Here is a 25,282-nt window from a genome sequence, read left to right on the forward strand (position 1 = left end):
GCCTTTTTCTTTTGCCGCTGGGATTGGGGTGAATGATGGATCCTCGCTTTTTACAGGCACATAAAGAAGCGCGCTGGTCGCTATATTTGACGCTGGCCTGGCTAGTCGTTTGGGGCTTATCTGCCTGGCTGGGCGGTAATCAAATCGGCATTATTGGCTTGCCTCGCTGGTTCGAACTTTCCTGCGTTTTTGCGCCGCTGCTGTTCATTTTTTTATGCTGGTTGATGGTGCGGCTGATATTCCGCAATATGTCGCTGGAGGATGAAAATGGAAACTGAAATTGTCCTTCCTTTATTAGCCTACCTGGTGGGGATCGCCGCTCTGTCAGTGTTTGCCGCGCGTAAACAGCGCCAAGGAAATTTCCTTACTGAATATTTCCTCGGTAACCGCTCGATGGGCGGCTTTGTCTTGGCGATGACCATTACGACTACGTATATCAGTGCCAGCTCATTTATCGGTGGCCCCGGCGCAGCCTATAAATATGGTTTAGGCTGGGTGCTGCTGGCGATGGTGCAAGTTCCAGCGGTATGGCTTTCGTTAGGCGTATTAGGCAAAAAATTCGCTATCCTGGCGCGACGATACAACGCAGTAACCCTGAATGACATGCTCTATGCGCGTTATGGCAGCACACTGCTTATTTGGTTAGCCAGCCTGAGCCTTCTTATTGCTTTTATTGGGGCGATGACAGTCCAGTTTATTGGTGGTGCACGCCTGCTCGAAACAGCGGCCGGCATTCCTTATGACACTGGATTGCTCATTTTTGGCGGCACCGTTGCGCTCTATACCGCTTTTGGTGGTTTTCGCGCCAGTGTACTCAACGACGCTATGCAAGGCGTAGTGATGCTGATTGGTACTTTTCTGCTGCTGTTTGCTGTTATTCATCAGGCGGGTGGCTTACACGCAGCGGTGGAAAAACTTCATGCCATCGATCCTAAACTGCTGTCGCCAGAAGGGCCGGGCGATATTATTAACCCCACCTTTCTCACGTCGTTTACCGTGCTGGTCTGCTTTGGCGTTATTGGCCTGCCGCACACCGCGGTACGCTGTATCTCCTATAAAGACAGCAAAGCAGTACATCGTGCGATTATTCTTGGCACCATCGTAGTGGTGATCTTGATGCTTGGCATGCATCTGGCGGGTGCCTTCGGGCGGGCCGTTTTGCCCAATCTCACGGTACCCGATAGCGTGATTCCAACATTGATGATTACTGTGCTTCCACCGTTAGCCGCTGGAATTTTTCTGGCAGCGCCCATGGCGGCTATCATGTCGACGATTAATGCGCAACTGCTGCAGGCTTCAGCAACGCTGGTAAAAGATCTTTATTTGCGTGTTGCGCCGCACCAAATGGAAAATGAAGCGCGACTGCGCGCCTTGTCTGGCACCATCACTTTTGTGCTCGGTATTCTGCTGCTGGTCGCCGCCTGGAATCCGCCCGATATGATCATCTGGCTCAATCTGCTGGCCTTTGGTGGCCTGGAAGCGGTGTTCTTGTGGCCTCTGGTTCTGGGTCTGTATTGGGAGCGCGCCAACGCCGCAGGCGCGATCAGCGGTATGGTGGTAGGCGGCGGCTGCTACGCTTTTCTGGCGAGCCTGAACTGGCAAATAGGGGGATTTCATCCCATCGTACCTGCCCTGCTTTTAAGTCTGCTGGCATTTTTAGTCGGCAATCTATTTGGACGTGTCCCGCAACCGGTTGATGCGCCACAACACTGAATTTAAGAGAGACATTATGCCGTGGATTCAAATTAAAATTAATAGCGCAGGTGAACATGCGGAGACGCTGAGCGATGCGTTAATAGAAACAGGCGCGGTGTCAGTGACTTTTCAGGACACCAATGACACACCCGTCTACGAACCGTTACCGGGCGAAACGCGCCTGTGGGGCGATACCGACGTGATTGGTTTGTTTGACGCAGAAACGGATATGAAAGCGGTCGTCGCTGAGCTGTCACAACATCCGGTATTAGCAGCTGATTTCCGCCACAAAATCGAACAGATTGAAGATAAAGACTGGGAACGTGAATGGATGGAGAACTTCCACCCAATGCGTTTTGGCGAGCGTTTGTGGATTTGCCCAAGCTGGCGCGATGTGCCGGATCCCAACGCAGTCAATGTGATGCTTGACCCCGGTTTGGCTTTTGGCACCGGAACACACCCAACAACCGCGCTATGCCTGGCTTGGCTGGATGGATTGGATCTAACCGGTAAAACTGTGATCGATTTCGGTTGTGGTTCAGGGATCCTGGCGATCGCTGCCTTGAAATTAGGTGCAGCGCAGGCGATTGGTGTTGATATCGATCCGCAAGCGATTCAAGCCAGCCGCGATAATGCGGAGCGTAATGGCGTTTCTGAACGACTTTCTCTTTATCTGCCGCATCAACAGCCAGAGAATCTTCAAGCTGACGTTGTGGTCGCGAATATCCTTGCGGGTCCGCTGCGTGAATTAGCGCCGCTGATCAGTGTGCTGCCAAAACAAGGAGGCCATTTGGGCTTATCGGGTGTTTTGGAAAGCCAAGCTGAAGGTGTGTGTGAAGCTTATATAGAGCAGTTCGATTTGGATCCGGTTGCCGTTAAAGAAGAGTGGTGTCGAATTACCGGCGTAAAACGCAACGCTTAATAATTTAGGCTCATTATCAAGTCAGTTAGCAGTGATAATAAGACCCTTTTCAAAACGCCTTGGTAATAAATTCCAGGGCGTTTCCTTACAATTTCTCCATTAAACTCCCCGCACAGGTACAGCGCCATCACTATTTATAGGGCCATCAACCGGCACCGCAATCTCAGTTTTTTATTCGATTAAAATATGAAATTTAAATTGAGCATAGCTGCGCTATTATTGGTTCTGGCACCGTTATCCTATGCCCATAATATTCACTCCCCTGAGCATTAGGGTGATTTAGGTGCTGCTTATTGAACCTGTAAAACCACGGTAAATCAGTTGCCTGTTGATATTATCAGCGTGGTTAACGGCACGCTGAATCCTCTAAATTTGGACTATTATGCCAAAAAAACATTGTTAATAATGGTCATACTATTCAGGTTTGTATTAAAGGTGGCGGCACAATTAAATGAGATAGAGAGACTTTTACATTACGCCCATTCCATTTCCATGCGGCAAGTGAAAAGCGCATCCAGAGTAAATCTCTCCCGTTAGAAGTGCATTTTTTTCATGCAAGCGAGCAAGGTCAATTGCCCGTTATCGGTGTCATGTTCGAAGCAGGTCAAGCAAAATCTGCTGTTGAGGCGGTTTAAAAGCATGTTCCTTCTAAAGTGAATCAAGAGAAAATGCTTAATAAACCATTGAGTCTCGCTGAACTGATTCCAGATAATAAATATTACTATCGCTTCAATGGCTCACTGACCACATTTCCTTGTTCAGAAGGCGTACGCTGGATCGTAATGAAAAATTCAGTAAGCGCTTCGCCTGCGCAATTACCGCCCTTTGTCCGCTTATTAGGCGATCACGGCAATAACCGTCTGGTTCAGCCACTGGACGGTCGCCTTATAGTTGAGTAAAGCGTTGACGTCGCCTGACTGCATCCTGACATGCGACATGACCGAACCCTCTTCTAAACCCTTTTCTTCCGCCACATGTATCGTTAATCACGCTAAGTGACGTTTAATATCTGGCATTTTGTTGAACTTTATCGGAAAAACGTTTGTTCACAATTCCATCATAAATCAGTAACTGTTTGAATTTAAATAATAAAAGTTAATGTAAGCTTACAACATCCCGATTCGCTTGATCTTTCCATGCTTATTGTTCAAAGTTTGGCCTTTCATCTTCCTGAAAAAATGCGTAATATACGCCGCCTTGCAGACACAGTATGGCATCCCGACTTCATGCGTATTGGAAACCTTCAGCTGAGAAATCGATTGATTGCAGCGCCTATGGCCGGTATTACCGACAGGCCTTTCAGGACGCTCTGTCATGAGATGGGTGCAGGCATGGCGGTTTCTGAGATGCTGTCATCAAACCCTGAAGTTTGGGCGAGTGACAAATCTCGGTTACGTATGGTGCACAGCGATGAGCCAGGCATTCGTGCCGTACAAATTGCCGGTTGCGATCCCAGCGAAATGGCCCAAGCTGCACGTGTTAACGTTAATGCCGGTGCACAGGTCATTGACATTAATATGGGCTGCCCTGCAAAGAAAGTTAACCGTAAAATGGCGGGTTCGGCCTTACTGCAATACCCCGAGACAGTGGAATCTATCCTCTCCGCGGTGGTTAATGCAGTGGATGTGCCGGTAACGCTTAAAATTCGTACTGGTTGGGATCCTGAAAACAGGAACTGTGTCGCGATTGCCCAATTGGCTGAACGCTGTGGCATTCAAGCCCTGACGATACATGGCCGCACTCGTGCCTGCCTGTTCAACGGGGAAGCTGAATACGACAGCATTCGGACAGTTAAGCAGAGTGTCTCTATTCCGATTATCGCGAATGGAGACATAACTGACCCGCATAAAGCCCGAGCGGTGCTCGACTACACCGGAGCCGATGCTCTGATGATAGGACGTGCTGCTCAGGGAAGACCGTGGATCTTCCGGGAAATCCAGCATTATCTGGACACTGGGGAGCTGCTTGCTCCGCTGCCCTTGGCAGAGGTGAAGCGCTTGCTTGTTTCGCATATACGTGAGCTGCACGACTTTTACGGTTCAGGCAAGGGATACCGTATAGCGCGAAAGCACGTCTCTTGGTATCTCCAGGAGCATGCCCCGAATGACCAGTTTCGGCGCACATTCAACGCCATTGAGGATGCCAGCGAACAGCTGGAGGCGTTGGAGGCATACTTCGAAAATCTTGCGTAACGAAATAAAGAGCTGAAAGAACTATGTTCGAACAACGCGTAAATTCTGACGTACTGACTGTTTCTACCGTTAACTCACAAGATCAGGTAACGCAAAAGCCGTTACGTGATTCGGTAAAACAAGCACTGAAGAACTATTTTGCTCAACTGAATGGTCAAGACGTTAGTGACCTGTATGAGCTGGTTTTGGCTGAAGTCGAGCAGCCTCTGTTGGACATGGTGATGCAGTATACCCGTGGCAACCAGACTCGCGCTGCCTTGATGATGGGTATCAACCGCGGTACGCTGCGTAAGAAATTGAAAAAATACGGTATGAACTGATTTTTAGTTCAACCTGCTAATCACGCCAACCTTCGGGTTGGCGTTTTTATTTGTGCTTTATGCAACAAAGCCAAATAAAAACGCGTGAAACGATCAAGCGCCTAATGGTTACGAGTGTTGCAATCGCAAACGTAATATTTTCTCATCGCCTTGCTTGTCTCCCCTTTCTGTTTCTTCCCCTATGTTGCCGCTTATTGCGCGGTCTATGAGCTTTTGTGATCCCTCCCGACCTTATTAGCAACAAGTCCTGTCTGTACATTTTATCCTGAGGCTCTTCTCACACTGCTTCCATATAGTGAAACTAATTGCACTAAATGTGATCGAGTCGGCTCGCTATGCTTCCTTTTGGTGCGCGATATTAGCGGAACTTTCTAAGTGCTTCGGAGTATTAACAGATCTTTCTAAGGAATTCATGATTCTGCAAACCTGGCATCAGCTTTGCAAAGTCGTGAATGGCTGACTGCCGCAGACAGGAAAAAACGCACAAAAAAGTGCGCAATACATAACAACACGATTCCGCCACACAGGATGCTTTATGAAAAAGATGATGCTCTCCACTTTGGTCGCTGCTGCTTCTCTCTTTGCCGTTGCTCAGCAAGCGCATGCAGGAACCACATTGGATGCGATTAAAAAGAAAGGGTTTGTTCAGTGCGGTATCAGTGACGGCCTGCCGGGCTTTTCCTACGCTGATTCCAACGGCAAATTCACGGGAATTGATGTCGACGTCTGCCGTGCAGCGGCGGCGGCAGTCTTTGGGGATTCCACTAAAGTTAAATATACCCCGCTGACGGCTAAAGAGCGCTTCACAGCGCTGCAATCAGGTGAAGTGGATATCCTTTCACGTAATACGACCTGGACCTCCGCGCGTGATGGCGGCATGGGCTTTTTGTTTGCTGGTGTGAATTATTATGATGGCATCGGCTTCCTGACACATCAGAAAGCGGGTCTCAAAAGCGCTAAAGAGCTGGATGGCGCTACCGTATGTATTCAGGCAGGCACCGATACCGAGCTGAACGTGGCGGACTTCTTTAAAGCCAATAAAATGCAGTACACACCTGTCACCTTTGATCGTTCTGACGAATCAGCTAAAGCGCTCGACAGCGGCCGCTGCGATACGCTGGCTTCTGATCAGTCTCAGCTCTATGCATTGCGCATTAAGCTGGGTAAACCAGACGAATTCATCGTGCTTCCTGAAGTCATTTCAAAAGAGCCGTTGGGACCGGTGGTACGCCGTGGTGATGATGACTGGTTCACCATCGTGAAATGGTCGCTTTACGCAATGCTAAATGCTGAAGAGATGGGCATCACTTCTAAAAACGTTGATCAGATGACGGCCAAACCTACCACGCCGGATATGGCGCACTTGCTGGGTGCTGAAGGCGACTTTGGCAAGGATTTGAAGCTTGATAACAAATGGGCTTACAACATCATCAAGCAGGTTGGTAACTATCAGGAAAGTTTTGACCGTAACGTTGGTAAAGACAGTGCGCTGAAAATCGCACGTGGTCAGAATGCGCTTTGGAACAACGGCGGTATTCAATACGCGCCACCGGTACGTTAATTACACCTCGCCAATCGGGCACCGTATTCTTCGGTGCCCCACCAAAGCTTTTGTCATTGAGGTTTCAACATGTCGCAACGCCCAATCGTGAAAAGGGATTTTTCATTCGGTAATCCCAAAGTTCGCGCCTGGCTTTACCAAACAATCGCGATAGTAGCGGTCATTGCGGTGGTGGGGTATCTCATCCACAACACAGTGATCAACCTGTCTAATCGCGGGATAACATCCGGTTTTGGTTTTCTGGAACGTAATGCTGGCTTCGGTATCGTCCAACACCTTATTGCTTATACAGAAGCAGATACCTATGCGCGTGTCTTTTTGGTTGGTTTAACTAACACTCTGTTGGTCTCCGCCCTTTGCATCGTGTTTGCCTCTTTTTTAGGTTTTTTTATTGGCCTTGCTCGCCTGTCTGAAAACTGGCTGCTGCGTAAAATCTCTAATATCTATATCGAGACCTTCCGTAATATTCCGCCACTGCTGCAAATTTTCTTTTGGTATTTTGCCGTGTTGCGTAATTTGCCGGGACCGCGCCAGGCGTTAAGTGCATTTGATATGGCTTTTGTTAGTAATCGAGGTTTATACGTTCCCTGGCCTACGTACGCAGCTGGAACCTGGCCTTTTGTTATCGCATTGCTGCTAGCCGTTGCCGCTAGCTATGGGATGTTTCGTTTTAATCGGACGCATCAGCGCAAAACCGGCCAATTGCGTCGTACCTGGCCCGTAGCGATCGCTATGCTAGTCATTTTTCCATTCATTGCACATTTGGGATTTGGGGCCGCTACCCATTGGGATTTACCACAACTGCGTGGATTTAACTTCCGCGGTGGCTTCGTGATGATTCCTGAACTGGCCGCGTTAACGCTGGCATTGTCGATTTATACATCGTCATTTATCGCTGAAGTTATACGCTCTGGTATTCAGTCAGTACCGTATGGACAGCATGAGGCTGCGCGTTCGCTGGGCTTACCGCATCCAGTCACGTTACGTCAGGTCATTATTCCACAGGCGATGCGCGTCATCATTCCACCGCTGACCAGCCAATACCTCAACATAGTGAAAAACTCCTCTCTGGCCGCAGCTATCGGTTATCCCGATATGGTGTCGTTGTTTGCCGGGACCGTGCTCAACCAAACTGGCCAGGCGATCGAGACCATTGCGATAACTATGGGCGTTTACCTGATTATCAGCTTGTTGATTTCATTATTGATGAACCTCTACAACCGCAAAATTGCGCTGGTTGAGCGTTAAGAGAACGGGATAACTATGTCTGTTACTACACATGAAACACCGCCCGTACCTACCACGCCAATAAGTCGCGCCTGGAGTTGGGCACGTAAGAATCTGTTTTCAGGTTGGGTGAACTCCCTGCTTACCCTCTTTTGCATCTGGGTGATGTGGAGTGTGATTCCACCGGCATTAAATTGGTTAATCTTTCAGGCTAACTGGTTTGGTACAACCCGTGCTGACTGCACGAAAGAAGGCGCATGTTGGGTATTTATCCATTCGCGCTTTGGTCAGTTTATGTATGGGCTTTACCCCCATGAGCAGCGCTGGCGTATTAACCTGACGCTGATTATTGGCCTGCTTTCAATTGTTCCGATGTTCATCAAGAATTTGCCATACAGAGGGCGCTATATCGCTGCTTGGGCGGTTACTTATCCCATTATCGTCTGGTTCATGTTGTATGGTGGATATTTTGGTCTTGAGCGCGTGGAAACGCGTCAATGGGGTGGTTTAACGCTAACGTTAATTATCGCTGCTGTTGGGATCGCCGGTGCATTGCCATTGGGTATTTTGTTAGCGCTAGGACGCCGTTCACACATGCCAGTTGTACGCTCGCTTTCAGTCATATTTATTGAATTCTGGCGTGGTGTTCCGCTAATTACTGTGCTGTTTATGTCTTCGGTGATGTTGCCGCTGTTCATGGCCGAGGGCACCACTATCGATAAGTTAGTGCGCGCATTGGTTGGCGTCATACTTTTCCAATCGGCTTATGTCGCAGAAGTGGTAAGAGGCGGATTACAAGCGCTGCCGAAAGGCCAATATGAAGCTGCGGAGTCGCTGGCGTTAGGATACTGGAAGACTCAGATGCTGGTTATATTACCTCAAGCATTGAAGCTAACTATTCCCGGCCTGGTGAATACTATTATTGCGCTATTTAAAGACACCAGCCTGGTAATCATTATTGGCCTTTTCGATCTCTTCAGCAGCGTTCAGCAGGCAACTGTCGATCCAGCATGGCTAGGTATGTCCACTGAAGGCTACGTATTTGCCGCACTTGTTTATTGGATTTTTTGTTTCAGCATGTCGCGTTATAGCCAGTATCTGGAAAAGCGCTTTCACACCGGGCGTAAATCGCACTGAGGTTTTTTAAATGACACAAATTATCACTCCATCTGCCAATGCTATGATGATTACGCTCGAAAATGTGAATAAATGGTACGGACAATTTCATGTTCTCAAAGATATTAATCTTCATGTAAAACCGCGTGAGCGCATTGTATTGTGCGGCCCTTCCGGTTCAGGTAAGTCGACGACTATTCGTTGTATCAATCATTTGGAAGAACATCAGCAAGGTCGAATTGTGGTAGATGGCATCCATCTCAACGATGATGTCCGCAATATTGAGAAAGTTCGAACAGAAGTAGGTATGGTATTTCAGCACTTCAATTTATTTCCCCATCTGACAGTTTTGCAGAACTGTACGTTGGCTCCTTCATGGGTACGTAAAATGCCAAAGAAGGAAGCTGACGAGCTGGCTATGCATTATTTGGAGCGAGTCCGTATTGCTGAGCATGCCCACAAATTTCCGGGTCAGCTTTCAGGTGGCCAGCAACAGCGTGTAGCCATTGCTCGCTCTCTGTGTATGAAACCGAAAATTATGCTTTTTGATGAACCTACCTCAGCACTCGATCCCGAAATGGTAAAAGAGGTTCTCGATACCATGATCGGTTTGGCTGAAGATGGTATGACAATGCTATGCGTCACGCATGAGATGGGGTTTGCTCGTACCGTGGCTGATCGAGTGATCTTTATGGATCGTGGTGAAATCGTTGAGGTTGCTCCACCTCAGGAGTTCTTTGCGAACCCTAAATCGGAACGCACGCGCGCTTTCCTGTCGCAGGTTATCCATTAACAGGATGACAATTATGCCGTTCACACCCGGCCACGCGCCGGGTTTTTTATGTGTATTTTTGCGGTGTCTCGATCACGTCAGCCTTTCCATCCCATTGATTAAATAGACGTTATTTTACCGTAGGATTTATAGACGCAAGGACAGGAAAGGATTAAAAATGTTCTTTTTATTAACGTACAAAACGAAAAAAGCCCTTTGCAAATGCAAAGGGCTTTTTCTTATTTGATGCCTGGCAGTTCCCTACTCTCGCATGGGGAGACCCCACACTACCATCGGCGCTACGGCGTTTCACTTCTGAGTTCGGCATGGGGTCAGGTGGGACCACCGCGCTACAGCCGCCAGGCAAATTCTTTAAAATCGAACTCATGCTTATACTACTGGTGCTGATACCCAGAGTCGAACTGGGGACCTCACCCTTACCAAGGGTGCGCTCTACCAACTGAGCCATATCAGCACACTAAATTTGATGCCTGGCAGTTCCCTACTCTCGCATGGGGAGACCCCACACTACCATCGGCGCTACGGCGTTTCACTTCTGAGTTCGGCATGGGGTCAGGTGGGACCACCGCGCTACAGCCGCCAGGCAAATTCTGTTGTCCCGCGCCGCTTCTGCCGCGCAGGGTTATCCGCTGAACAAGCTGAAAATCTCTGTCTCTCAACCAAAACGCCTCTGGCGTTGTAAGGTTAAGCCTCACGGGTCATTAGTACCGGTTAGCTCAACGCATCGCTGCGCTTACACACCCGGCCTATCAACGTCGTAGTCTTCAACGTCCCTTCAGGACCCTCAAGGGGTCAGGGAAAACTCATCTCGGGGCAAGTTTCGTGCTTAGATGCTTTCAGCACTTATCTTTTCCGCACTTAGCTACCGGGCAGTGCCACTGGCGTGACAACCCGAACACCAGCGGTGCGTTCACTCCGGTCCTCTCGTACTAGGAGCAACCCCCCTCAGTTTTCCAGCGCCCACGGCAGATAGGGACCGAACTGTCTCACGACGTTCTAAACCCAGCTCGCGTACCACTTTAAACGGCGAACAGCCGTACCCTTGGGACCTACTTCAGCCCCAGGATGTGATGAGCCGACATCGAGGTGCCAAACACCGCCGTCGATATGAACTCTTGGGCGGTATCAGCCTGTTATCCCCGGAGTACCTTTTATCCGTTGAGCGATGGCCCTTCCATTCAGAACCACCGGATCACTATGACCTGCTTTCGCACCTGCTCGAGCCGTCACTCTCGCAGTCAAGCCAGCTTATGCCATTGCACTAACCTCACGATGTCCGACCGTGATTAGCTGACCTTCGTGCTCCTCCGTTACTCTTTAGGAGGAGACCGCCCCAGTCAAACTACCCACCAGACACTGTCCGCAGCCCGGATTACGGGCCTACGTTAGAACATCAAGCATTAAAGGGTGGTATTTCAAGGTTGGCTCCACGCGGACTGGCGTCCGCGCTTCAAAGCCTCCCACCTATCCTACACATCAAGGCTCAAGGTTCAGTGTCAAGCTGTAGTAAAGGTTCACGGGGTCTTTCCGTCTTGCCGCGGGTACACTGCATCTTCACAGCGAGTTCAATTTCACTGAGTCTCGGGTGGAGACAGCCTGGCCATCATTACGCCATTCGTGCAGGTCGGAACTTACCCGACAAGGAATTTCGCTACCTTAGGACCGTTATAGTTACGGCCGCCGTTTACCGGGGCTTCGATCAAGAGCTTCTCCTTGCGGATAACCCCATCAATTAACCTTCCGGCACCGGGCAGGCGTCACACCGTATACGTCCACTTTCGTGTTTGCACAGTGCTGTGTTTTTAATAAACAGTTGCAGCCAGCTGGTATCTTCGACTGGCTTCAGCTCCGGGAGCAAGTCCCTTCACCTACGCGCCAGCGTGCCTTCTCCCGAAGTTACGGCACCATTTTGCCTAGTTCCTTCACCCGAGTTCTCTCAAGCGCCTTGGTATTCTCTACCTGACCACCTGTGTCGGTTTGGGGTACGATTTTGTGTTACCTGATGCTTAGAGGCTTTTCCTGGAAGCAGGGTATCAGTTACTTCAGCACCGTAGTGCCTCGTCGTCACGCCTCAGCCTTGAGGCCGTCCGGATTTACCTGGACTGCCAGCCTACACGCTTAAACCGGGACAACCGTCGCCCGGCTAACCTAACCTTCTCCGTCCCCCCTTCGCAGTAACACCAAGTACAGGAATATTAACCTGTTTCCCATCGACTACGCCTTTCGGCCTCGCCTTAGGGGTCGACTCACCCTGCTCCGATTAACGTTGAACAGGAACCCTTGGTCTTCCGGCGAGCGGGCTTTTCACCCGCTTTATCGTTACTTATGTCAGCATTCGCACTTCTGATACCTCCAGCAGACCTCACAGTCCACCTTCGACGGCTTACAGAACGCTCCCCTACCCAACGGCGCTTGCGCGCCGCTGCCGCAGCTTCGGTGCATGGTTTAGCCCCGTTACATCTTCCGCGCAGGCCGACTCGACCAGTGAGCTATTACGCTTTCTTTAAATGATGGCTGCTTCTAAGCCAACATCCTGGCTGTCTGTGCCTTCCCACATCGTTTCCCACTTAACCATGACTTTGGGACCTTAGCTGGCGGTCTGGGTTGTTTCCCTCTTCACGACGGACGTTAGCACCCGCCGTGTGTCTCCCGTGATAACATTCTCCGGTATTCGTAGTTTGCATCGGGTTGGTAAGCCGGGATGGCCCCCTAGCCGAAACAGTGCTCTACCCCCGGAGATGAGTTCACGAGGCGCTACCTAAATAGCTTTCGGGGAGAACCAGCTATCTCCCGGTTTGATTGGCCTTTCACCCCCAGCCACAAGTCATCCGCTAATTTTTCAACATTAGTCGGTTCGGTCCTCCAGTTAGTGTTACCCAACCTTCAACCTGCCCATGGCTAGATCACCGGGTTTCGGGTCTATACCCTGCAACTTAACGCCCAGTTAAGACTCGGTTTCCCTGCGGCTCCCCTATACGGTTAACCTTGCTACAGAATATAAGTCGCTGACCCATTATACAAAAGGTACGCAGTCACCCCATAAAAGAGGCTCCCACTGCTTGTACGTACACGGTTTCAGGTTCTGTTTCACTCCCCTCGCCGGGGTTCTTTTCGCCTTTCCCTCACGGTACTGGTTCACTATCGGTCAGTCAGGAGTATTTAGCCTTGGAGGATGGTCCCCCCATATTCAGACAGGATACCACGTGTCCCGCCTTACTCATCGAGCTCACAGCTTGTGCACTTTTGTGTACGGGACTATCACCCTGTACCGTCGGACTTTCCAGACCGTTCCACTAATGCACAAGCTGATTCAGGCTCTGGGCTGCTCCCCGTTCGCTCGCCGCTACTGGGGGAATCTCGGTTGATTTCTTTTCCTCTGGGTACTTAGATGTTTCAGTTCCCCAGGTTCGCCTCGCAACACTATGTATTCATGTTGCGATGATGCACTGAGTGCACCGGGTTTCCCCATTCGGACATCGACGGCTGTAGCGGTTCATATCACCTTACCGTCGCTTTACGCAGATTAGCACGTCCTTCATCGCCTCTGACTGCCAGGGCATCCACCGTGTACGCTTAGTCGCTTAACCTCACAACCCACAGGCGTTTTGCAACGCTGCGTGCTGTAAGCATTTGAGAGACTCGAACGCGTCGCCTGTGCACCCCTTATTACGGAGGGATGCGGCGCGCGTCGTTTCAATTTTCAGCTTGTTCCGGATTGTTAAAGAGCAATATCTCAAACACGGCTGAAAAGCCGGCTTTGAGATATTTTGTGGAGACACCTTTCACCTGTCACCAAGCAAGTGGCGTCCCCTAGGGGATTCGAACCCCTGTTACCGCCGTGAAAGGGCAGTGTCCTAACCGCTAGACGAAGGGGACACAAAGGTGTGTCACGACTTCGCAGCCGTCTTGCTCATTACTTTTCTATCAGACAATCTGTGTGAGCACTTCGCGGGAAGGTATCTTCAGGTAAGGAGGTGATCCAACCGCAGGTTCCCCTACGGTTACCTTGTTACGACTTCACCCCAGTCATGAATCACAAAGTGGTAAGCGCCCTCCCGAAGGTTAAGCTACCTACTTCTTTTGCAACCCACTCCCATGGTGTGACGGGCGGTGTGTACAAGGCCCGGGAACGTATTCACCGTGGCATTCTGATCCACGATTACTAGCGATTCCGACTTCACGGAGTCGAGTTGCAGACTCCGATCCGGACTACGACGCACTTTGTGAGGTCCGCTTGCTCTCGCGAGGTCGCTTCTCTTTGTATGCGCCATTGTAGCACGTGTGTAGCCCTACTCGTAAGGGCCATGATGACTTGACGTCATCCCCACCTTCCTCCGGTTTATCACCGGCAGTCTCCTTTGAGTTCCCGACCGAATCGCTGGCAACAAAGGATAAGGGTTGCGCTCGTTGCGGGACTTAACCCAACATTTCACAACACGAGCTGACGACAGCCATGCAGCACCTGTCTCAGAGTTCCCGAAGGCACCAAAGCATCTCTGCTAAGTTCTCTGGATGTCAAGAGTAGGTAAGGTTCTTCGCGTTGCATCGAATTAAACCACATGCTCCACCGCTTGTGCGGGCCCCCGTCAATTCATTTGAGTTTTAACCTTGCGGCCGTACTCCCCAGGCGGTCGACTTAACGCGTTAGCTCCGGAAGCCACGCCTCAAGGGCACAACCTCCAAGTCGACATCGTTTACGGCGTGGACTACCAGGGTATCTAATCCTGTTTGCTCCCCACGCTTTCGCACCTGAGCGTCAGTCTTCGTCCAGGGGGCCGCCTTCGCCACCGGTATTCCTCCAGATCTCTACGCATTTCACCGCTACACCTGGAATTCTACCCCCCTCTACGAGACTCAAGCCTGCCAGTTTCAAATGCAGTTCCCGGGTTGAGCCCGGGGATTTCACATCTGACTTAACAGACCGCCTGCGTGCGCTTTACGCCCAGTAATTCCGATTAACGCTTGCACCCTCCGTATTACCGCGGCTGCTGGCACGGAGTTAGCCGGTGCTTCTTCTGCGGGTAACGTCAATCGACGCGGTTATTAACCGCATCGCCTTCCTCCCCGCTGAAAGTACTTTACAACCCGAAGGCCTTCTTCATACACGCGGCATGGCTGCATCAGGCTTGCGCCCATTGTGCAATATTCCCCACTGCTGCCTCCCGTAGGAGTCTGGACCGTGTCTCAGTTCCAGTGTGGCTGGTCATCCTCTCAGACCAGCTAGGGATCGTCGCCTAGGTGGGCCATTACCCCGCCTACTAGCTAATCCCATCTGGGCACATCCGATGGTGTGAGGCCCGAAGGTCCCCCACTTTGGTCTTGCGACGTTATGCGGTATTAGCTACCGTTTCCAGTAGTTATCCCCCTCCATCGGGCAGTTTCCCAGACATTACTCACCCGTCCGCCACTCGTCACCCAGAGAGCAAGCTCTCCTGTGCTACCGTCCGACTTGCATGTGTTAGGCCTGCCGCCAGCGTTCAATCTGAGCCATGATCAAACTCTTCAATTTAAGTTTGATTTGCTTAAACAAGTTAAGCGGTGCTCATCTGTAAAACGTCATAATGAATTTCATTATGTGTTCACTCGTGAGGCTTGATATTTTTTACGTCCGGAGACGCTGATATCCATCCTGCGAGTGCCCACACAGATTGTCTGATAAATTGTTAAAGAGCAGTGCGAACAGCGGCCTGGCCGGTCTGTCGCGAGGGGCGTATAATACGCTTTCCCTCCTCAGAGTCAACCTCTTTTTCAGAAGCTTTTCTCCGGCGACCCAGTTTCCTGTGTCTCCTGAACCGCCATCCCGTTGCCGGTTTGCCGTGTCAGTGGAGGCGCATTATAGGGATCCAATTTCTTAGCACAAGCCTTTTTCTGGATCTTTTTTCTAAGTGGCGAGAAAACATTCATATTGATGAGATCGTCATCGATCTCAGGCAGAATCCCCTTGCCTGACGCTCAAAATCACACCAGGCTGCAAAGAAACTAAGTAAAGGAGAGCTTTTATGTCATCAGCCTTACGTCCTTACAAACGCCTTTATCCACAGCTGGGCCAACGCGTAATGATAGATCCGACTAGCGTTGTCGTTGGGGATGTCATCATGTTGGATGATGTTAGTATTTGGCCCTTGGTTGCTATTCGTGGAGATGTGAATCAAGTGCGTATTGGTGCCCGTACTAACATACAGGACGGCAGCGTTCTGCACGTCACTCATAAATCAGCATCAAATCCCGAAGGTTACCCTCTAATAATTGGTGAAGATGTCACGGTTGGGCATAAAGCAATGCTACACGGCTGCACTATAGGTAATCGTGTTTTGGTTGGGATGGGGTCTATTTTGTTGGATGCGGTCGTTGTAGAAGATGATGTGATGATTGGTGCAGGAAGCTTGGTGCCTCCAGGTAAACGTCTCGAAAGCGGTTATCTATATTTAGGAAGTCCGGTAAAACAGATTCGACCGCTTAACGAAAAGGAAATTGAAGGGCTGCTCTATTCGGCTAATAATTATGTCGGATGGAAAGATGACTATTTGACAGAAAGCCAAACCCAACCCTGAACATCAACTTCATCTCGACGAATACAGCGTTCGGCTTCTTCTTCCAGATCCCAGCGGTGGTTGCTAAAAAGCGTCATCGCTTCCTCGTCGCCAAACCGTTGATGTAACGCCTCTGTATGGATGGCACAGGTCAGCCCCATGCCATTAACTAATACAGGAAAACAAATAGCGTTTAAATTCGGATCGAGATGCTCTCGATCGGGAAATTGAATCGCCTGATTCATAGCTCTAGCTCTCTTTTCAAAGATTCAATTACTGCCGCGGTATCAGGCATAACGCCATGCCATAAATGAAAGGCGTGTGCCGCTTGTCCCACCAGCATGCCCAGACCGTCAGCTAAATGAAGTGCACCAAACTGTTGGCACCAATATAAGAACGGCGTTTGCCCAGACTGATAAAACATGTCATAGCAGCGTAAGTTGGGATGCACTAACGAAACAGGTAAGGGTGGAGTTTGCCCATCAACGCCACTAGACGTAGCATTAATGATGAGTTCGAACGCTTTGCCTTCTAATTCATCAAAGCTACAAGTATTGATTGCACCGCTGTGTTTAAAGAGATTTGCTAATTCATCTGCTCGCGAGCGCGTACGATTAGTCACGGTTAATGCAATGCCCAAAGAAAGTAAGGGTAGAATTACGCCACGTGCAGCGCCGCCTGCCCCGACCAGAAGAACTCTGTCTCCCGGCTTAATCATCGAGAGACGTTCGAGATCGCTCAATAAACCAATACCATCAGTATTGTCGCCGAGGATAGTGCCATCTTTGCGCTTCTTTAATGTATTCACTGCGCCGGAAAGGGCTGCCCGCTCGCTAAGCTCGTCTGCCAATTTCCACGCCTGCTGCTTAAAAGGCAGGGTGACATTTGCCCCTACGCCTTCTTGAGCAAAGAACTCAGCGATTTCCTGCGGAAATCCATCTAGCGGAGCACAAATACGGCCGTAGCGATGTTCTATTCCCGTCTGTTGGGCAAAGGCTTGGTGAATGAATGGTGACTTACTGTGGCTAACAGGGTTACCAAAAACAGCATAGTTATTCATAAATTATCCCTGTCGTATGAGATCACCGGTGATGACGTCGCGAATTTCGGAAGGATTTTGCCTCCCACCGGTTAATCCCGGGAGGACAGGAAAGTCATTACCAAACTGCAATTTTACTTCTTCTATTGTGCGGCAAGGCGGTTGCCCCGAAAGATTAGCGCTGGTTGAAACTAAAGGTTTACCAAATGCGCGGCATAATGCTTGTACATCAGGATGATCACTGACTCGTATCGCCAATGAATCAAATTTTCCCGTTAACCAACGGGGAGTATGCGGCGGAGCCGGCACAACAAATGTTACTGGTCCAGGCCAGCAGGCAAACATCCGCTCTCGCTGGATGACTGAAAGCTCTCGATCGGACACATAGGGTTCTAATTGCGCATATTCAGAAGCAATCAGGATCAACCCTTTTTCGACGGGTCTTTGTTTAAGAGCTAATAACGCCATTACTGCACTTTCATTATCCGGATCGCACCCCAGCCCAAAAACAGCTTCAGTAGGATAGGCGATTACGGCGTGACGTTTAAGGTGACCTACGCAATCATTTAACGAAGTAGAAAGATCTTGGTTATGCATGTTGAACTCTTAATTCTCTTGAGCGATAGCTTTGCCGCAACTTTTACTGGCACAGAACAGCTTTACGCCCTGCGCAGTTTTTTTCTCAACTAATAAAGGAAACTGGCAATATGGACACACGCCTGCAATTGGGGTGAGATTTACTGCAAATTGACAGGCCGGATAACGATCGCAGGCATGAAACGTTTTGCCGAAGCGCGATCGGCGCTGTACAAGCTTGCCTTTCTGACACTGAGGACAATCAATCGTAGTCTCATCTGGTTTGTCGATGGTTTCCGTATAAGCGCATTCGGGATAATGGCTGCAACCGATAAACATACCGTAGCGCCCTTGGCGCAGCACTTTATCGGCTCCACAATCCGGGCAAGCATGCCCCTCCAACACTTTAACGATATGGCCATCAGCCTGATTTTTCAGTGGGCGGATATAATCGCAAGCAGGATAATTTGCGCAGCCAAGAAAAGGTCCATGTTTGCCAGAACGAATAACAAGTTCTGCCCCGCAAGCGGGGCAGGGATCCTGTTTTCGCACAGCGAAGAGTGCAGTTTTACTCATAACGATAGAGATGTATGAAAAGGAATTTAATGCAGCATACCTTCATTGACGTCGAATAGCAGTTCTTCCATCTGCTGATAAGCGTTTTCACATCCAGGTATATTAAATAAAACCATTAATATTACCCACTTAAGGTCCTCAAGATCGAAGTCTGGAGTATCAAGCGCCATGACACGTTCAATGACCATTTCACGTGTTTCCAAATTCAAAACTTGAATTTGTTCCAAAAATAACAGGAAACCACGGCTTTCAGCATCTAAACGTTTGCTCTCTTCATCTGTATAGATACGCATGGAGAGCGGATCATTTGTCAGTAAAATTGGCGCAACCAGCCCTTCTTGATAGTCCGCCAACTTCTCTAACCAGTTCAACGCATTATAAATATCTTCACGATGAAAACCGGCATCCGTCAAGTCATCTGTCAATCTGTCCTGATCAACACCCATTTCTGCTTCGTTGTGGATATATGTCTCAAACAAGTACATGAGTACGTCGAACATGGCATGCCCTCCTCAATCGGACATAGCCGCCGGGTACAGCTGCGATCCATCCTGCTAACTCCAGTTCCAGCAACTGAGCTGAGATAACTGGCACAGGTTGGCCGGCACGTTCAGCGACAACGTCAACAGGTGTAACCTCATCACCTACGTTAGCCAACACATCGGCAAATGGCAATGGAGCATGAACATTGTCATCACAATATATTTCATCTGATTTTGTAACAGGTAACCAGTTAAGCGCACTGCCCAAATCTTCGAGAATATTATTGGGGTGCGCCACTAACATTGCGCCTTGTTGGATTAGCCAATTTGTACCTTCGCTGCTGGGATTACCCAATGACCCGGGCAAAGCATAGACGTTACGATTTTGCTCAAGGGCATAACGTGCGGTAACAAGTGAACCGCTCTTGAGTGAGGCTTCAACCACTAACACACCTTGGCTCAGGCCACTGATAATACGATTACGTCGAGGGAAATGGGTGGCGTTAGGTGGTGCATTTAGCGGGAATTCTGAGATAATCGCCCCACCTTTTTCTACGATTTCTTCAGCGAGTGCGAAATGAGATTTCGGATAGAGGTGCTTCAAACCGCTACCCAATACTGCCACCGTTTTGCCTTCGACATTAAGTGCAGCATGATGTGCAACGCCATCAATGCCACGGGCTAACCCACTCGTTATAGTCAAACCACTTAACGCCAATTGTTGAGTAAACCATTCGCACCAGTGTCGTCCATAATGTGAGCAATTACGGCTCCCGACCACAGCCAACTGCGGTGTATTTAGAGCTGCAGGATCGCCCTTGATATAAATAAGCGGCGGGAAGCGATCAGTCTCAGTAAGCAAAGCGGGGTAATGGTCATCAAGCGCCGTAAGGAAATGGTGTTTGCGATGACTGGCGAGCCATGCCTGTAGCTCTTTGAAATTAGCCTGCTGGAAACTATTGAATTGTTGTCGTTGGCGCTCATCAAATTTAAGCTGAGACAAATGTTTAGCGACATCACCCCCGCTTAAAAGCAGGTTTGCGGCTTCAAGCCAACGCTTACCAACCATTCCGCTAACAGCGGCTAATTGTAGACATAACGCCATCTTTTCCATTTTTTAGCATCCATTTTCGCTGAGGCTTCCTGCGGTGGAATGCTGTCAATCATGCCCCAAAAAGTCTACAATATGAGGTAGTAATCTTTACTTAACCGAATACAGATCTGGAAATTTATGTCAGTTTTGCAGGTATTACATTTCCCTGACGAGCGTCTGCGCAAAATCGCCGCGCCAGTTAAAGAAGTTAACGCAGATATTCAGCGTATCGTGGATGATATGTTTGAAACGATGTACGCCGAAGAAGGCATTGGGCTGGCCGCTACGCAAGTCGATATTCATCAACGCATCATAGTGATTGATGTTTCTGAAAGCCGTGAAGAACGCTTGGTGCTGATTAATCCCGAGTTGCTGGAAAAAAGTGGCGAAACGGGAATTGAAGAAGGTTGTCTCTCTATACCCGATCAACGCGCTTTCGTACCGCGTGCTGAGCGTGTAAAAATTCGTGCGCTCGATCGCGATGGTAATAGCTTTGAGCTGGAAACCGGTGATTTGTTGGCAATCTGTATCCAGCATGAAATTGATCACCTGGACGGCAAACTTTTTATTGATTATCTGTCGCCGTTGAAGCGTCAGCGAATCAAAATGAAATTAGAGAAGCTGGCGCGTCAAAACACGCGAGAATCTTAAGCTCTTTAGAAGGGATAAATGTGTCTGCCCCATTAAAAATAATCTTCGCTGGCACACCTGACTTTGCAGCGCGTCATCTTGACGCGCTGCTCGCTTCTGAGCATCAGGTAGTGGCTGTATTTACACAGCCCGATCGCCCTGCAGGCCGCGGTAATAAATTGACGCCTAGTCCGGTAAAGGTTTTGGCTCAGTCAAACGACATTCCAGTCTTCCAACCTAAATCATTACGCCCTGAAGAGAGTCAGCAGTTGGTTGCCAATCTTCAGGCAGATATTATGGTTGTCGTTGCCTATGGTTTGATCCTGCCAAAAGCGGTTCTTGATATGCCACGATTAGGATGCATTAACGTGCACGGCTCGCTACTCCCTCGCTGGCGTGGTGCAGCACCCATTCAGCGTGCGCTGTGGGCTGGAGATAACGAAACGGGTGTCACTATCATGCAGATGGATGTCGGCCTGGATACCGGCGATATGCTGTATAAGCTTGCCTGCCCTGTCACCGCTGAAGATACCAGTGCAACGCTTTATAACAAACTTGCACAGCTTGGGCCGCAAGGATTACTGGATACGCTGTCGCAGCTTGCTGATGGCCGTGCGCATCCAGAAAAGCAGGATGAAGCATTAGCCAATTATGCAGAGAAATTGAGTAAAGAAGAGGCGCGTCTTAACTGGCAGCTCCCCGCGATGCAGCTTGAGCGCTGCATTCGCGCTTTCAACCCATGGCCAATGAGTTTTTTCAACATTGATGATCAGCCAATTAAAGTCTGGCAAGCAAGCGTGCTTCCGCATGCTGATAAGCAACCCGGTGAAATCATCCAGGCTGATAAACAAGGTATACAAATAGCAACAGCAGAGGGCGTGCTCAATTTGCTCCAGCTTCAACCTGCTGGGAAAAAGCCAATGTCTGCACAAGATCTTCTCAACTCGCGCCGTGAATGGTTTGAACCTGGAACTATTCTGGCCTGACCCTTTAGCCCGGTAATCACCGGGCTTTTTGTTTGATGACAAAAACCTATGAACAAAAATACCAATCTACGTAGCCTTTCAGCCCAGCTTATCGAACGTGTTGTCGACAAAGGTGAATCACTCAATACCGTATTGCCTCAGGCACAAAAAAAACTGTCCGATAAAGACAGCGCACTAGTGCAAGAAATTTGCTTCGGTGTACTACGCACTTTGCCACAGCTTGAAGCCTTGATTGGTAAATTAATGGAACGCCCCCTGACGGGTAAACAACGCGTTTTACATTATTTGATCATGGTTGGATTGTATCAATTACTCTACACACGCATACCTGCTCACGCTGTTTTGGCAGAAACTGTTGCGGGTGCAGAAGTTTTAAAACGCGGTAGCTTGAAAGGCTTATTAAATGGCGTGCTTCGCCAGTTTCAGCGACAGCAGGATGCATTGCTTGCCAGTATAAAAGAGGGTCCACAGCGCTACCTCCATCCTGGATGGCTACTGAAGCGTTTGCAAATTGCCTGGCCTACACAATGGCAACAAATTGTTGAAGCAAACAACGTTCGTCCGCCAATGTGGCTACGCGTAAACCAGCAACATCATTCTCGTGATAGCTGGCTTGCTTTATTAGCTGAAACTCAAAAAACAGCCTTTATAGATGCTGAAGTGCCTGAGGCTTTGCGACTCGAATCCCCTACGTCTGTGACCCAACTGCCAGGGTTCGATCAAGGCTGGGTAACAGTTCAAGATGTTTCAGCTCAACGCTGCGCTTTATTGCTTGAGCCTAAAAATGGTGAATACATTCTCGATCTCTGTGCAGCACCGGGTGGAAAAACCACTCATATTTTAGAAATCGCACCTGAAGCTCGGGTGCTTGCAGTGGATATTGATGCACAGCGTCTGGTGCGCGTGCATGAAAATTTACAACGGCTAGGGATGAAGGCTGAAGTGAAGCAAGGCGATGGTCGCTCTCCCCAAGATTGGTGTGGCGATGAACTGTTTGATCGCATTTTACTTGATGCGCCTTGTTCAGCGACTGGTGTCATTCGTCGACATCCAGATATTAAGTGGCTGCGCCGCGAACGCGATATTGCCGAACTAGCCAAACTTCAATCTGAGATCATTGAAGCTATTTGGTCCCAGCTCAAACCCGGCGGAACGTTACTGTATGCGACATGTTCCATACTCCCGGATGAAAATCAGCTGCAGATAAGCGCATTTCTGGAACGCCATAATGATGCTGTCGCGTGCTCACTTTTTGGTGCGCCTGAAACAGGCTTGCAAGTATTTCCAACTGTCGATGGTGGCGATGGTTTCTTCTACGCTAAGCTTGTGAAGAAACCTGAGGTAAATTGAAATGAGCATTCTTAATCGATGAAAATCATTATTCTTGGTGCCGGTCAGGTAGGTGGCACACTGGCAGAGAACCTGGTCGGCGAAAATAACGACATAACGGTAGTTGATACCGATTCAACGCGTTTACGTCAGTTACAAGATAAGTTTGATCTGCGTGTTGTTCAGGGCCATGGTTCTCATCCGCGTATTTTGCGCGAAGCCGGCGCGGAGGATGCTGACATGTTGGTTGCTGTCACTAACTCTGACGAGACCAATATGGTTGCCTGCCAAATCGCCTATTCACTTTTCAATACGCCTAACCGTATTGCTCGTATCCGTGCTGCTGATTATTTGCGTGATGCGGATAAATTATTTATTCCAGAAGCCGTGCCCATTGACCACCTTATCTCTCCAGAGCAATTAGTGATCGATAATATTTATCGATTAATTCAGTATCCTGGCGCATTGCAAGTCGTTAATTTTGCTGAAGGGAAAGTGAGTCTTGCCGTAGTAAAAGCTTACTATGGTGGGCCTTTAGTCGGGAATCCACTTTCTATCCTACGCGAACATATGCCGCACATTGATACGCGTGTCGCCGCCATTTTTCGTCAGGATCGCCCTATCCGTCCGCAAGGTTCAACCATTGTAGAAGCGGGCGATGAAGTGTTTTTTATAGCGGCCAGTCAAAATATTCGTGCTGTTATGAGCGAAATGCAGCGGCTCGAAAAGCCTTATAAACGCATCATGCTTGTTGGTGGTGGAAACATTGGTTTTGGTTTAGCCCAAAGACTTGAGAAAAATTACAGCGTCAAATTAATAGAGCGCAATCCACAACGCGCTGCAGAACTGGCAGAGCGTCTTGAGGATACGATCGTGTTTTATGGTGATGCTTCTGACCAAGAGTTACTGGCAGAAGAACATGTTGAACAAGTTGATTTGTTTATCGCTGTTACCAATGACGATGAAGCTAATATCATGTCTGCGATGCTCGCGAAAAAGATGGGCGCGAAGAAAGTCATGGTGTTGATACAACGTCGTGCTTATGTTGATTTAGTGCAGGGAAGCGTTATTGATATTGCGATATCACCACAGCAAGCAACTATATCAGCCCTGCTGGGTCATGTGCGTAAAGCTGATATCGTAGGCGTTTCATCTTTACGCCGTGGTATTGCCGAGGCAATAGAAGCCATAGCCCACGGTGATGAAACAACATCACGTGTCGTTGGGCGTCCAATTGATGATATTAAACTGCCACCTGGTACTATTATTGGTGCCCTAGTACGTGGCGATGATGTCATGATTGCTAATGACAATCTGCGTATAGAACAAGGCGATCATGTCATCATGTTTTTGACAGATAAAAAGTTTGTTCCTGATGTTGAACGGCTATTCCAGCCTAGCCCTTTCTTTTTATAGTAGAAATGAACGTTAAAATACTAACTCAAGATAATTCTGCTAATTGCGCATCGATGATGGCAAATACAGGAAGCTTTGTTAGACTTTAGGTCATTGGCCAGGGCAAGGAGAGAAGAATGAGTTTATTCAAAGAGTTTCGTGATTTTGCAATGCGTGGAAACGTGGTTGATCTCGCGGTAGGTGTGATCATCGGTGCAGCATTCGGCAAAATCGTTTCATCTTTAGTCGCAAACATAATTATGCCACCCCTAGGATTGCTGATTGGTGGCGTTGATTTTAAATCATTTAGCTGGGTGCTCAAACCTGCAGAAGGAGAGACGCCGGCAGTAATAATGCAGTATGGTATTTTCATTCAGACAGTTTTTGATTTCATTATTGTTGCCTTCGCGATTTTTATGGCTATTAAATTGATGAACAAACTGCACAAGAAAAGAGAAGTTGAAAAACCAGCTGCAAAACCGAGTAATGAAGAGGTTCTGCTCACTGAGATTCGTGATTTGCTTAAACAGCAAAATACAAAAATCTAAAATAGGCCGCCAACGAGGCGGCTTTTTTATAGTTTAAAGAAGGGCAGTGATAAATTTTGGATTTATCACTGCCCTCCCAAATATTTTCCTTATTCGATTTTTCTTTGCGCTTAAAGCTGCCTTTCCCTTTACGCTGTTTCACAATACGCTGACGGTACAGCGGATCGTGAAGCAATGCTTCAATAGCATTGTCTCTAATTATCCCTTTGGTATGTTTATAACCACTCATATATTCTCCTGTAACGTATTCCTGTTTTGTATCTCGCAATCTA

The 25,282-nt window shown here is 48.8% G+C and carries 23 protein-coding genes, 2 tRNA genes and 4 rRNA genes; 16 read left to right on the top strand and 13 right to left on the bottom strand.

The features are described 5' to 3' along the window. Positions 1-35 precede the first annotated feature (35 nt). The 10 genes from ACF2G4_RS12295 to ACF2G4_RS12340 all read left to right on the top strand — a co-directional run bounded on the left by ACF2G4_RS12295 (position 36) and on the right by ACF2G4_RS12340 (position 9,826). Positions 36-278, top strand: coding sequence for a YhdT family protein (locus tag ACF2G4_RS12295; protein WP_243079094.1), 243 nt, complete (start codon positions 36-38; stop codon positions 276-278). Beyond that, entirely contained in the window at positions 268-1,713 is a 1,446-nt protein-coding gene (gene panF / locus ACF2G4_RS12300) for a sodium/pantothenate symporter (RefSeq protein ID WP_409074899.1), read from the top strand. Before ACF2G4_RS12295 ends, panF begins: the two co-directional genes overlap by 11 nt. Before the next feature lie 16 nt (positions 1,714-1,729). Beyond that, positions 1,730-2,617 (top strand): 50S ribosomal protein L11 methyltransferase, encoded by an 888-nt coding sequence (prmA, locus tag ACF2G4_RS12305; protein ID WP_243078828.1) that lies wholly within the window; start codon positions 1,730-1,732, stop codon positions 2,615-2,617. Between the two features lie 668 nt (positions 2,618-3,285). After that, complete coding sequence (locus ACF2G4_RS12310) at positions 3,286-3,516, top strand: carbonic anhydrase family protein (RefSeq protein ID WP_409074900.1); 231 nt, start codon at positions 3,286-3,288, stop codon at positions 3,514-3,516. A 327-nt stretch (positions 3,517-3,843) separates the two neighbouring features. Then, on the top strand, positions 3,844-4,809 hold the full coding sequence (gene dusB, locus ACF2G4_RS12315) for a tRNA dihydrouridine synthase DusB (protein WP_215848212.1): 966 nt from the start codon (positions 3,844-3,846) through the stop codon (positions 4,807-4,809). A 23-nt stretch (positions 4,810-4,832) separates the two neighbouring features. Then, entirely contained in the window at positions 4,833-5,129 is a 297-nt protein-coding gene (fis, locus tag ACF2G4_RS12320; RefSeq protein WP_003855228.1) for a DNA-binding transcriptional regulator Fis, read from the top strand. A gap of 535 nt (positions 5,130-5,664) precedes the next feature. Continuing rightward, entirely contained in the window at positions 5,665-6,690 is a 1,026-nt protein-coding gene (locus tag ACF2G4_RS12325) for an amino acid ABC transporter substrate-binding protein (protein WP_215845444.1), read from the top strand. Between the two features lie 69 nt (positions 6,691-6,759). After that, a complete protein-coding gene (locus ACF2G4_RS12330; RefSeq protein ID WP_215845443.1) occupies positions 6,760-7,938 on the top strand; it encodes an amino acid ABC transporter permease in 1,179 nt (392 codons plus the stop codon). A gap of 15 nt (positions 7,939-7,953) precedes the next feature. Beyond that, positions 7,954-9,054 carry an amino acid ABC transporter permease gene (locus tag ACF2G4_RS12335; protein WP_215845442.1) on the top strand — a complete coding sequence of 367 codons (1,101 nt, stop codon included), beginning with the start codon at positions 7,954-7,956 and terminating at the stop codon, positions 9,052-9,054. A gap of 10 nt (positions 9,055-9,064) precedes the next feature. Continuing rightward, positions 9,065-9,826, top strand: a complete 762-nt coding sequence (locus ACF2G4_RS12340; protein WP_279234001.1) for an amino acid ABC transporter ATP-binding protein — start codon at positions 9,065-9,067, stop codon at positions 9,824-9,826. 227 nt (positions 9,827-10,053) lie between these two features. On the opposite strand, the gene rrf (ACF2G4_RS12345) is transcribed toward ACF2G4_RS12340, so the two are convergent. From rrf (ACF2G4_RS12345) to ACF2G4_RS12370, 6 genes are all read right to left on the bottom strand, one after another. Further along, positions 10,054-10,169 (bottom strand): 5S ribosomal RNA (rrf, locus tag ACF2G4_RS12345). 35 nt (positions 10,170-10,204) lie between these two features. Continuing rightward, positions 10,205-10,280, bottom strand: a tRNA-Thr gene (locus tag ACF2G4_RS12350). 14 nt (positions 10,281-10,294) lie between these two features. Then, positions 10,295-10,410, bottom strand: a 5S ribosomal RNA gene (gene rrf / locus ACF2G4_RS12355). Between the two features lie 96 nt (positions 10,411-10,506). Further along, a 23S ribosomal RNA gene (locus tag ACF2G4_RS12360) occupies positions 10,507-13,413 on the bottom strand. Between the two features lie 214 nt (positions 13,414-13,627). Continuing rightward, positions 13,628-13,702: transfer RNA gene (locus tag ACF2G4_RS12365), tRNA-Glu, on the bottom strand. Between the two features lie 91 nt (positions 13,703-13,793). Further along, a 16S ribosomal RNA gene (locus tag ACF2G4_RS12370) occupies positions 13,794-15,335 on the bottom strand. The 16S, 23S and 5S rRNA genes sit together here with 2 tRNA genes alongside, the layout of an rRNA operon. A gap of 490 nt (positions 15,336-15,825) precedes the next feature. Between ACF2G4_RS12370 and ACF2G4_RS12375 the strand changes: the two genes are divergently transcribed. After that, positions 15,826-16,377, top strand: coding sequence for a gamma carbonic anhydrase family protein (locus tag ACF2G4_RS12375; protein WP_409074901.1), 552 nt, complete (start codon positions 15,826-15,828; stop codon positions 16,375-16,377). Here the strand turns inward: ACF2G4_RS12375 and ACF2G4_RS12380 are convergent. Genes ACF2G4_RS12380 through dprA form a run of 6 tightly spaced genes read right to left on the bottom strand, consistent with a single transcriptional unit; the run spans position 16,347 to position 20,143 of the window. Continuing rightward, complete coding sequence (locus ACF2G4_RS12380; RefSeq protein WP_215845440.1) at positions 16,347-16,601, bottom strand: DUF1488 domain-containing protein; 255 nt, start codon at positions 16,599-16,601, stop codon at positions 16,347-16,349. The genes ACF2G4_RS12375 and ACF2G4_RS12380 overlap by 31 nt on opposite strands. Beyond that, entirely contained in the window at positions 16,598-17,416 is an 819-nt protein-coding gene (gene aroE / locus ACF2G4_RS12385) for a shikimate dehydrogenase (protein ID WP_409074902.1), read from the bottom strand. The genes ACF2G4_RS12380 and aroE overlap by 4 nt, the downstream gene beginning before the upstream one ends. Before the next feature lie 3 nt (positions 17,417-17,419). After that, positions 17,420-17,992: an L-threonylcarbamoyladenylate synthase type 1 TsaC gene (tsaC, locus tag ACF2G4_RS12390; RefSeq protein ID WP_215845438.1), complete on the bottom strand. Its 573-nt coding sequence runs from the start codon at positions 17,990-17,992 to the stop codon at positions 17,420-17,422. 9 nt (positions 17,993-18,001) lie between these two features. Then, positions 18,002-18,547 (bottom strand): type I DNA topoisomerase, encoded by a 546-nt coding sequence (locus ACF2G4_RS12395; RefSeq protein WP_243080110.1) that lies wholly within the window; start codon positions 18,545-18,547, stop codon positions 18,002-18,004. 26 nt (positions 18,548-18,573) lie between these two features. Continuing rightward, positions 18,574-19,047 (bottom strand): DUF494 family protein Smg, encoded by a 474-nt coding sequence (gene smg, locus ACF2G4_RS12400; RefSeq protein ID WP_215845437.1) that lies wholly within the window; start codon positions 19,045-19,047, stop codon positions 18,574-18,576. Next, the gene (dprA, locus tag ACF2G4_RS12405) at positions 19,019-20,143 is read right to left on the bottom strand and encodes a DNA-protecting protein DprA (RefSeq protein WP_215845436.1); all 1,125 of its coding nucleotides are present in this window, start codon (positions 20,141-20,143) and stop codon (positions 19,019-19,021) included. Before dprA ends, smg begins: the two co-directional genes overlap by 29 nt. Positions 20,144-20,260: 117 nt before the next feature. Here dprA and def point away from each other — a divergent pair, with 117 nt between their 5' ends. The 5 genes from def (at position 20,261) to mscL (ending at position 25,010) form a co-directional block, all read left to right on the top strand. Further along, the gene (gene def / locus ACF2G4_RS12410; protein ID WP_215845435.1) at positions 20,261-20,773 is read left to right on the top strand and encodes a peptide deformylase; all 513 of its coding nucleotides are present in this window, start codon (positions 20,261-20,263) and stop codon (positions 20,771-20,773) included. Between the two features lie 20 nt (positions 20,774-20,793). Next, positions 20,794-21,738, top strand: coding sequence for a methionyl-tRNA formyltransferase (gene fmt / locus ACF2G4_RS12415; RefSeq protein ID WP_243080108.1), 945 nt, complete (start codon positions 20,794-20,796; stop codon positions 21,736-21,738). A gap of 48 nt (positions 21,739-21,786) precedes the next feature. After that, the gene (gene rsmB, locus ACF2G4_RS12420; protein WP_243080107.1) at positions 21,787-23,088 is read left to right on the top strand and encodes a 16S rRNA (cytosine(967)-C(5))-methyltransferase RsmB; all 1,302 of its coding nucleotides are present in this window, start codon (positions 21,787-21,789) and stop codon (positions 23,086-23,088) included. 18 nt (positions 23,089-23,106) lie between these two features. Then, positions 23,107-24,483, top strand: coding sequence for a Trk system potassium transporter TrkA (gene trkA, locus ACF2G4_RS12425; RefSeq protein WP_409074903.1), 1,377 nt, complete (start codon positions 23,107-23,109; stop codon positions 24,481-24,483). 116 nt (positions 24,484-24,599) lie between these two features. Further along, a complete protein-coding gene (mscL, locus tag ACF2G4_RS12430; protein WP_409074904.1) occupies positions 24,600-25,010 on the top strand; it encodes a large-conductance mechanosensitive channel protein MscL in 411 nt (136 codons plus the stop codon). On the opposite strand, the gene ACF2G4_RS12435 is transcribed toward mscL, so the two are convergent. Then, on the bottom strand, positions 24,985-25,239 hold the full coding sequence (locus tag ACF2G4_RS12435) for an alternative ribosome-rescue factor A (protein WP_409074905.1): 255 nt from the start codon (positions 25,237-25,239) through the stop codon (positions 24,985-24,987). The genes mscL and ACF2G4_RS12435 overlap by 26 nt on opposite strands. Positions 25,240-25,282 lie beyond the last annotated feature (43 nt).

It is taken from the genome of Pantoea phytostimulans (assembly GCF_046118715.1).
Classification (GTDB): domain Bacteria; phylum Pseudomonadota; class Gammaproteobacteria; order Enterobacterales; family Enterobacteriaceae; genus Pantoea; species Pantoea phytostimulans.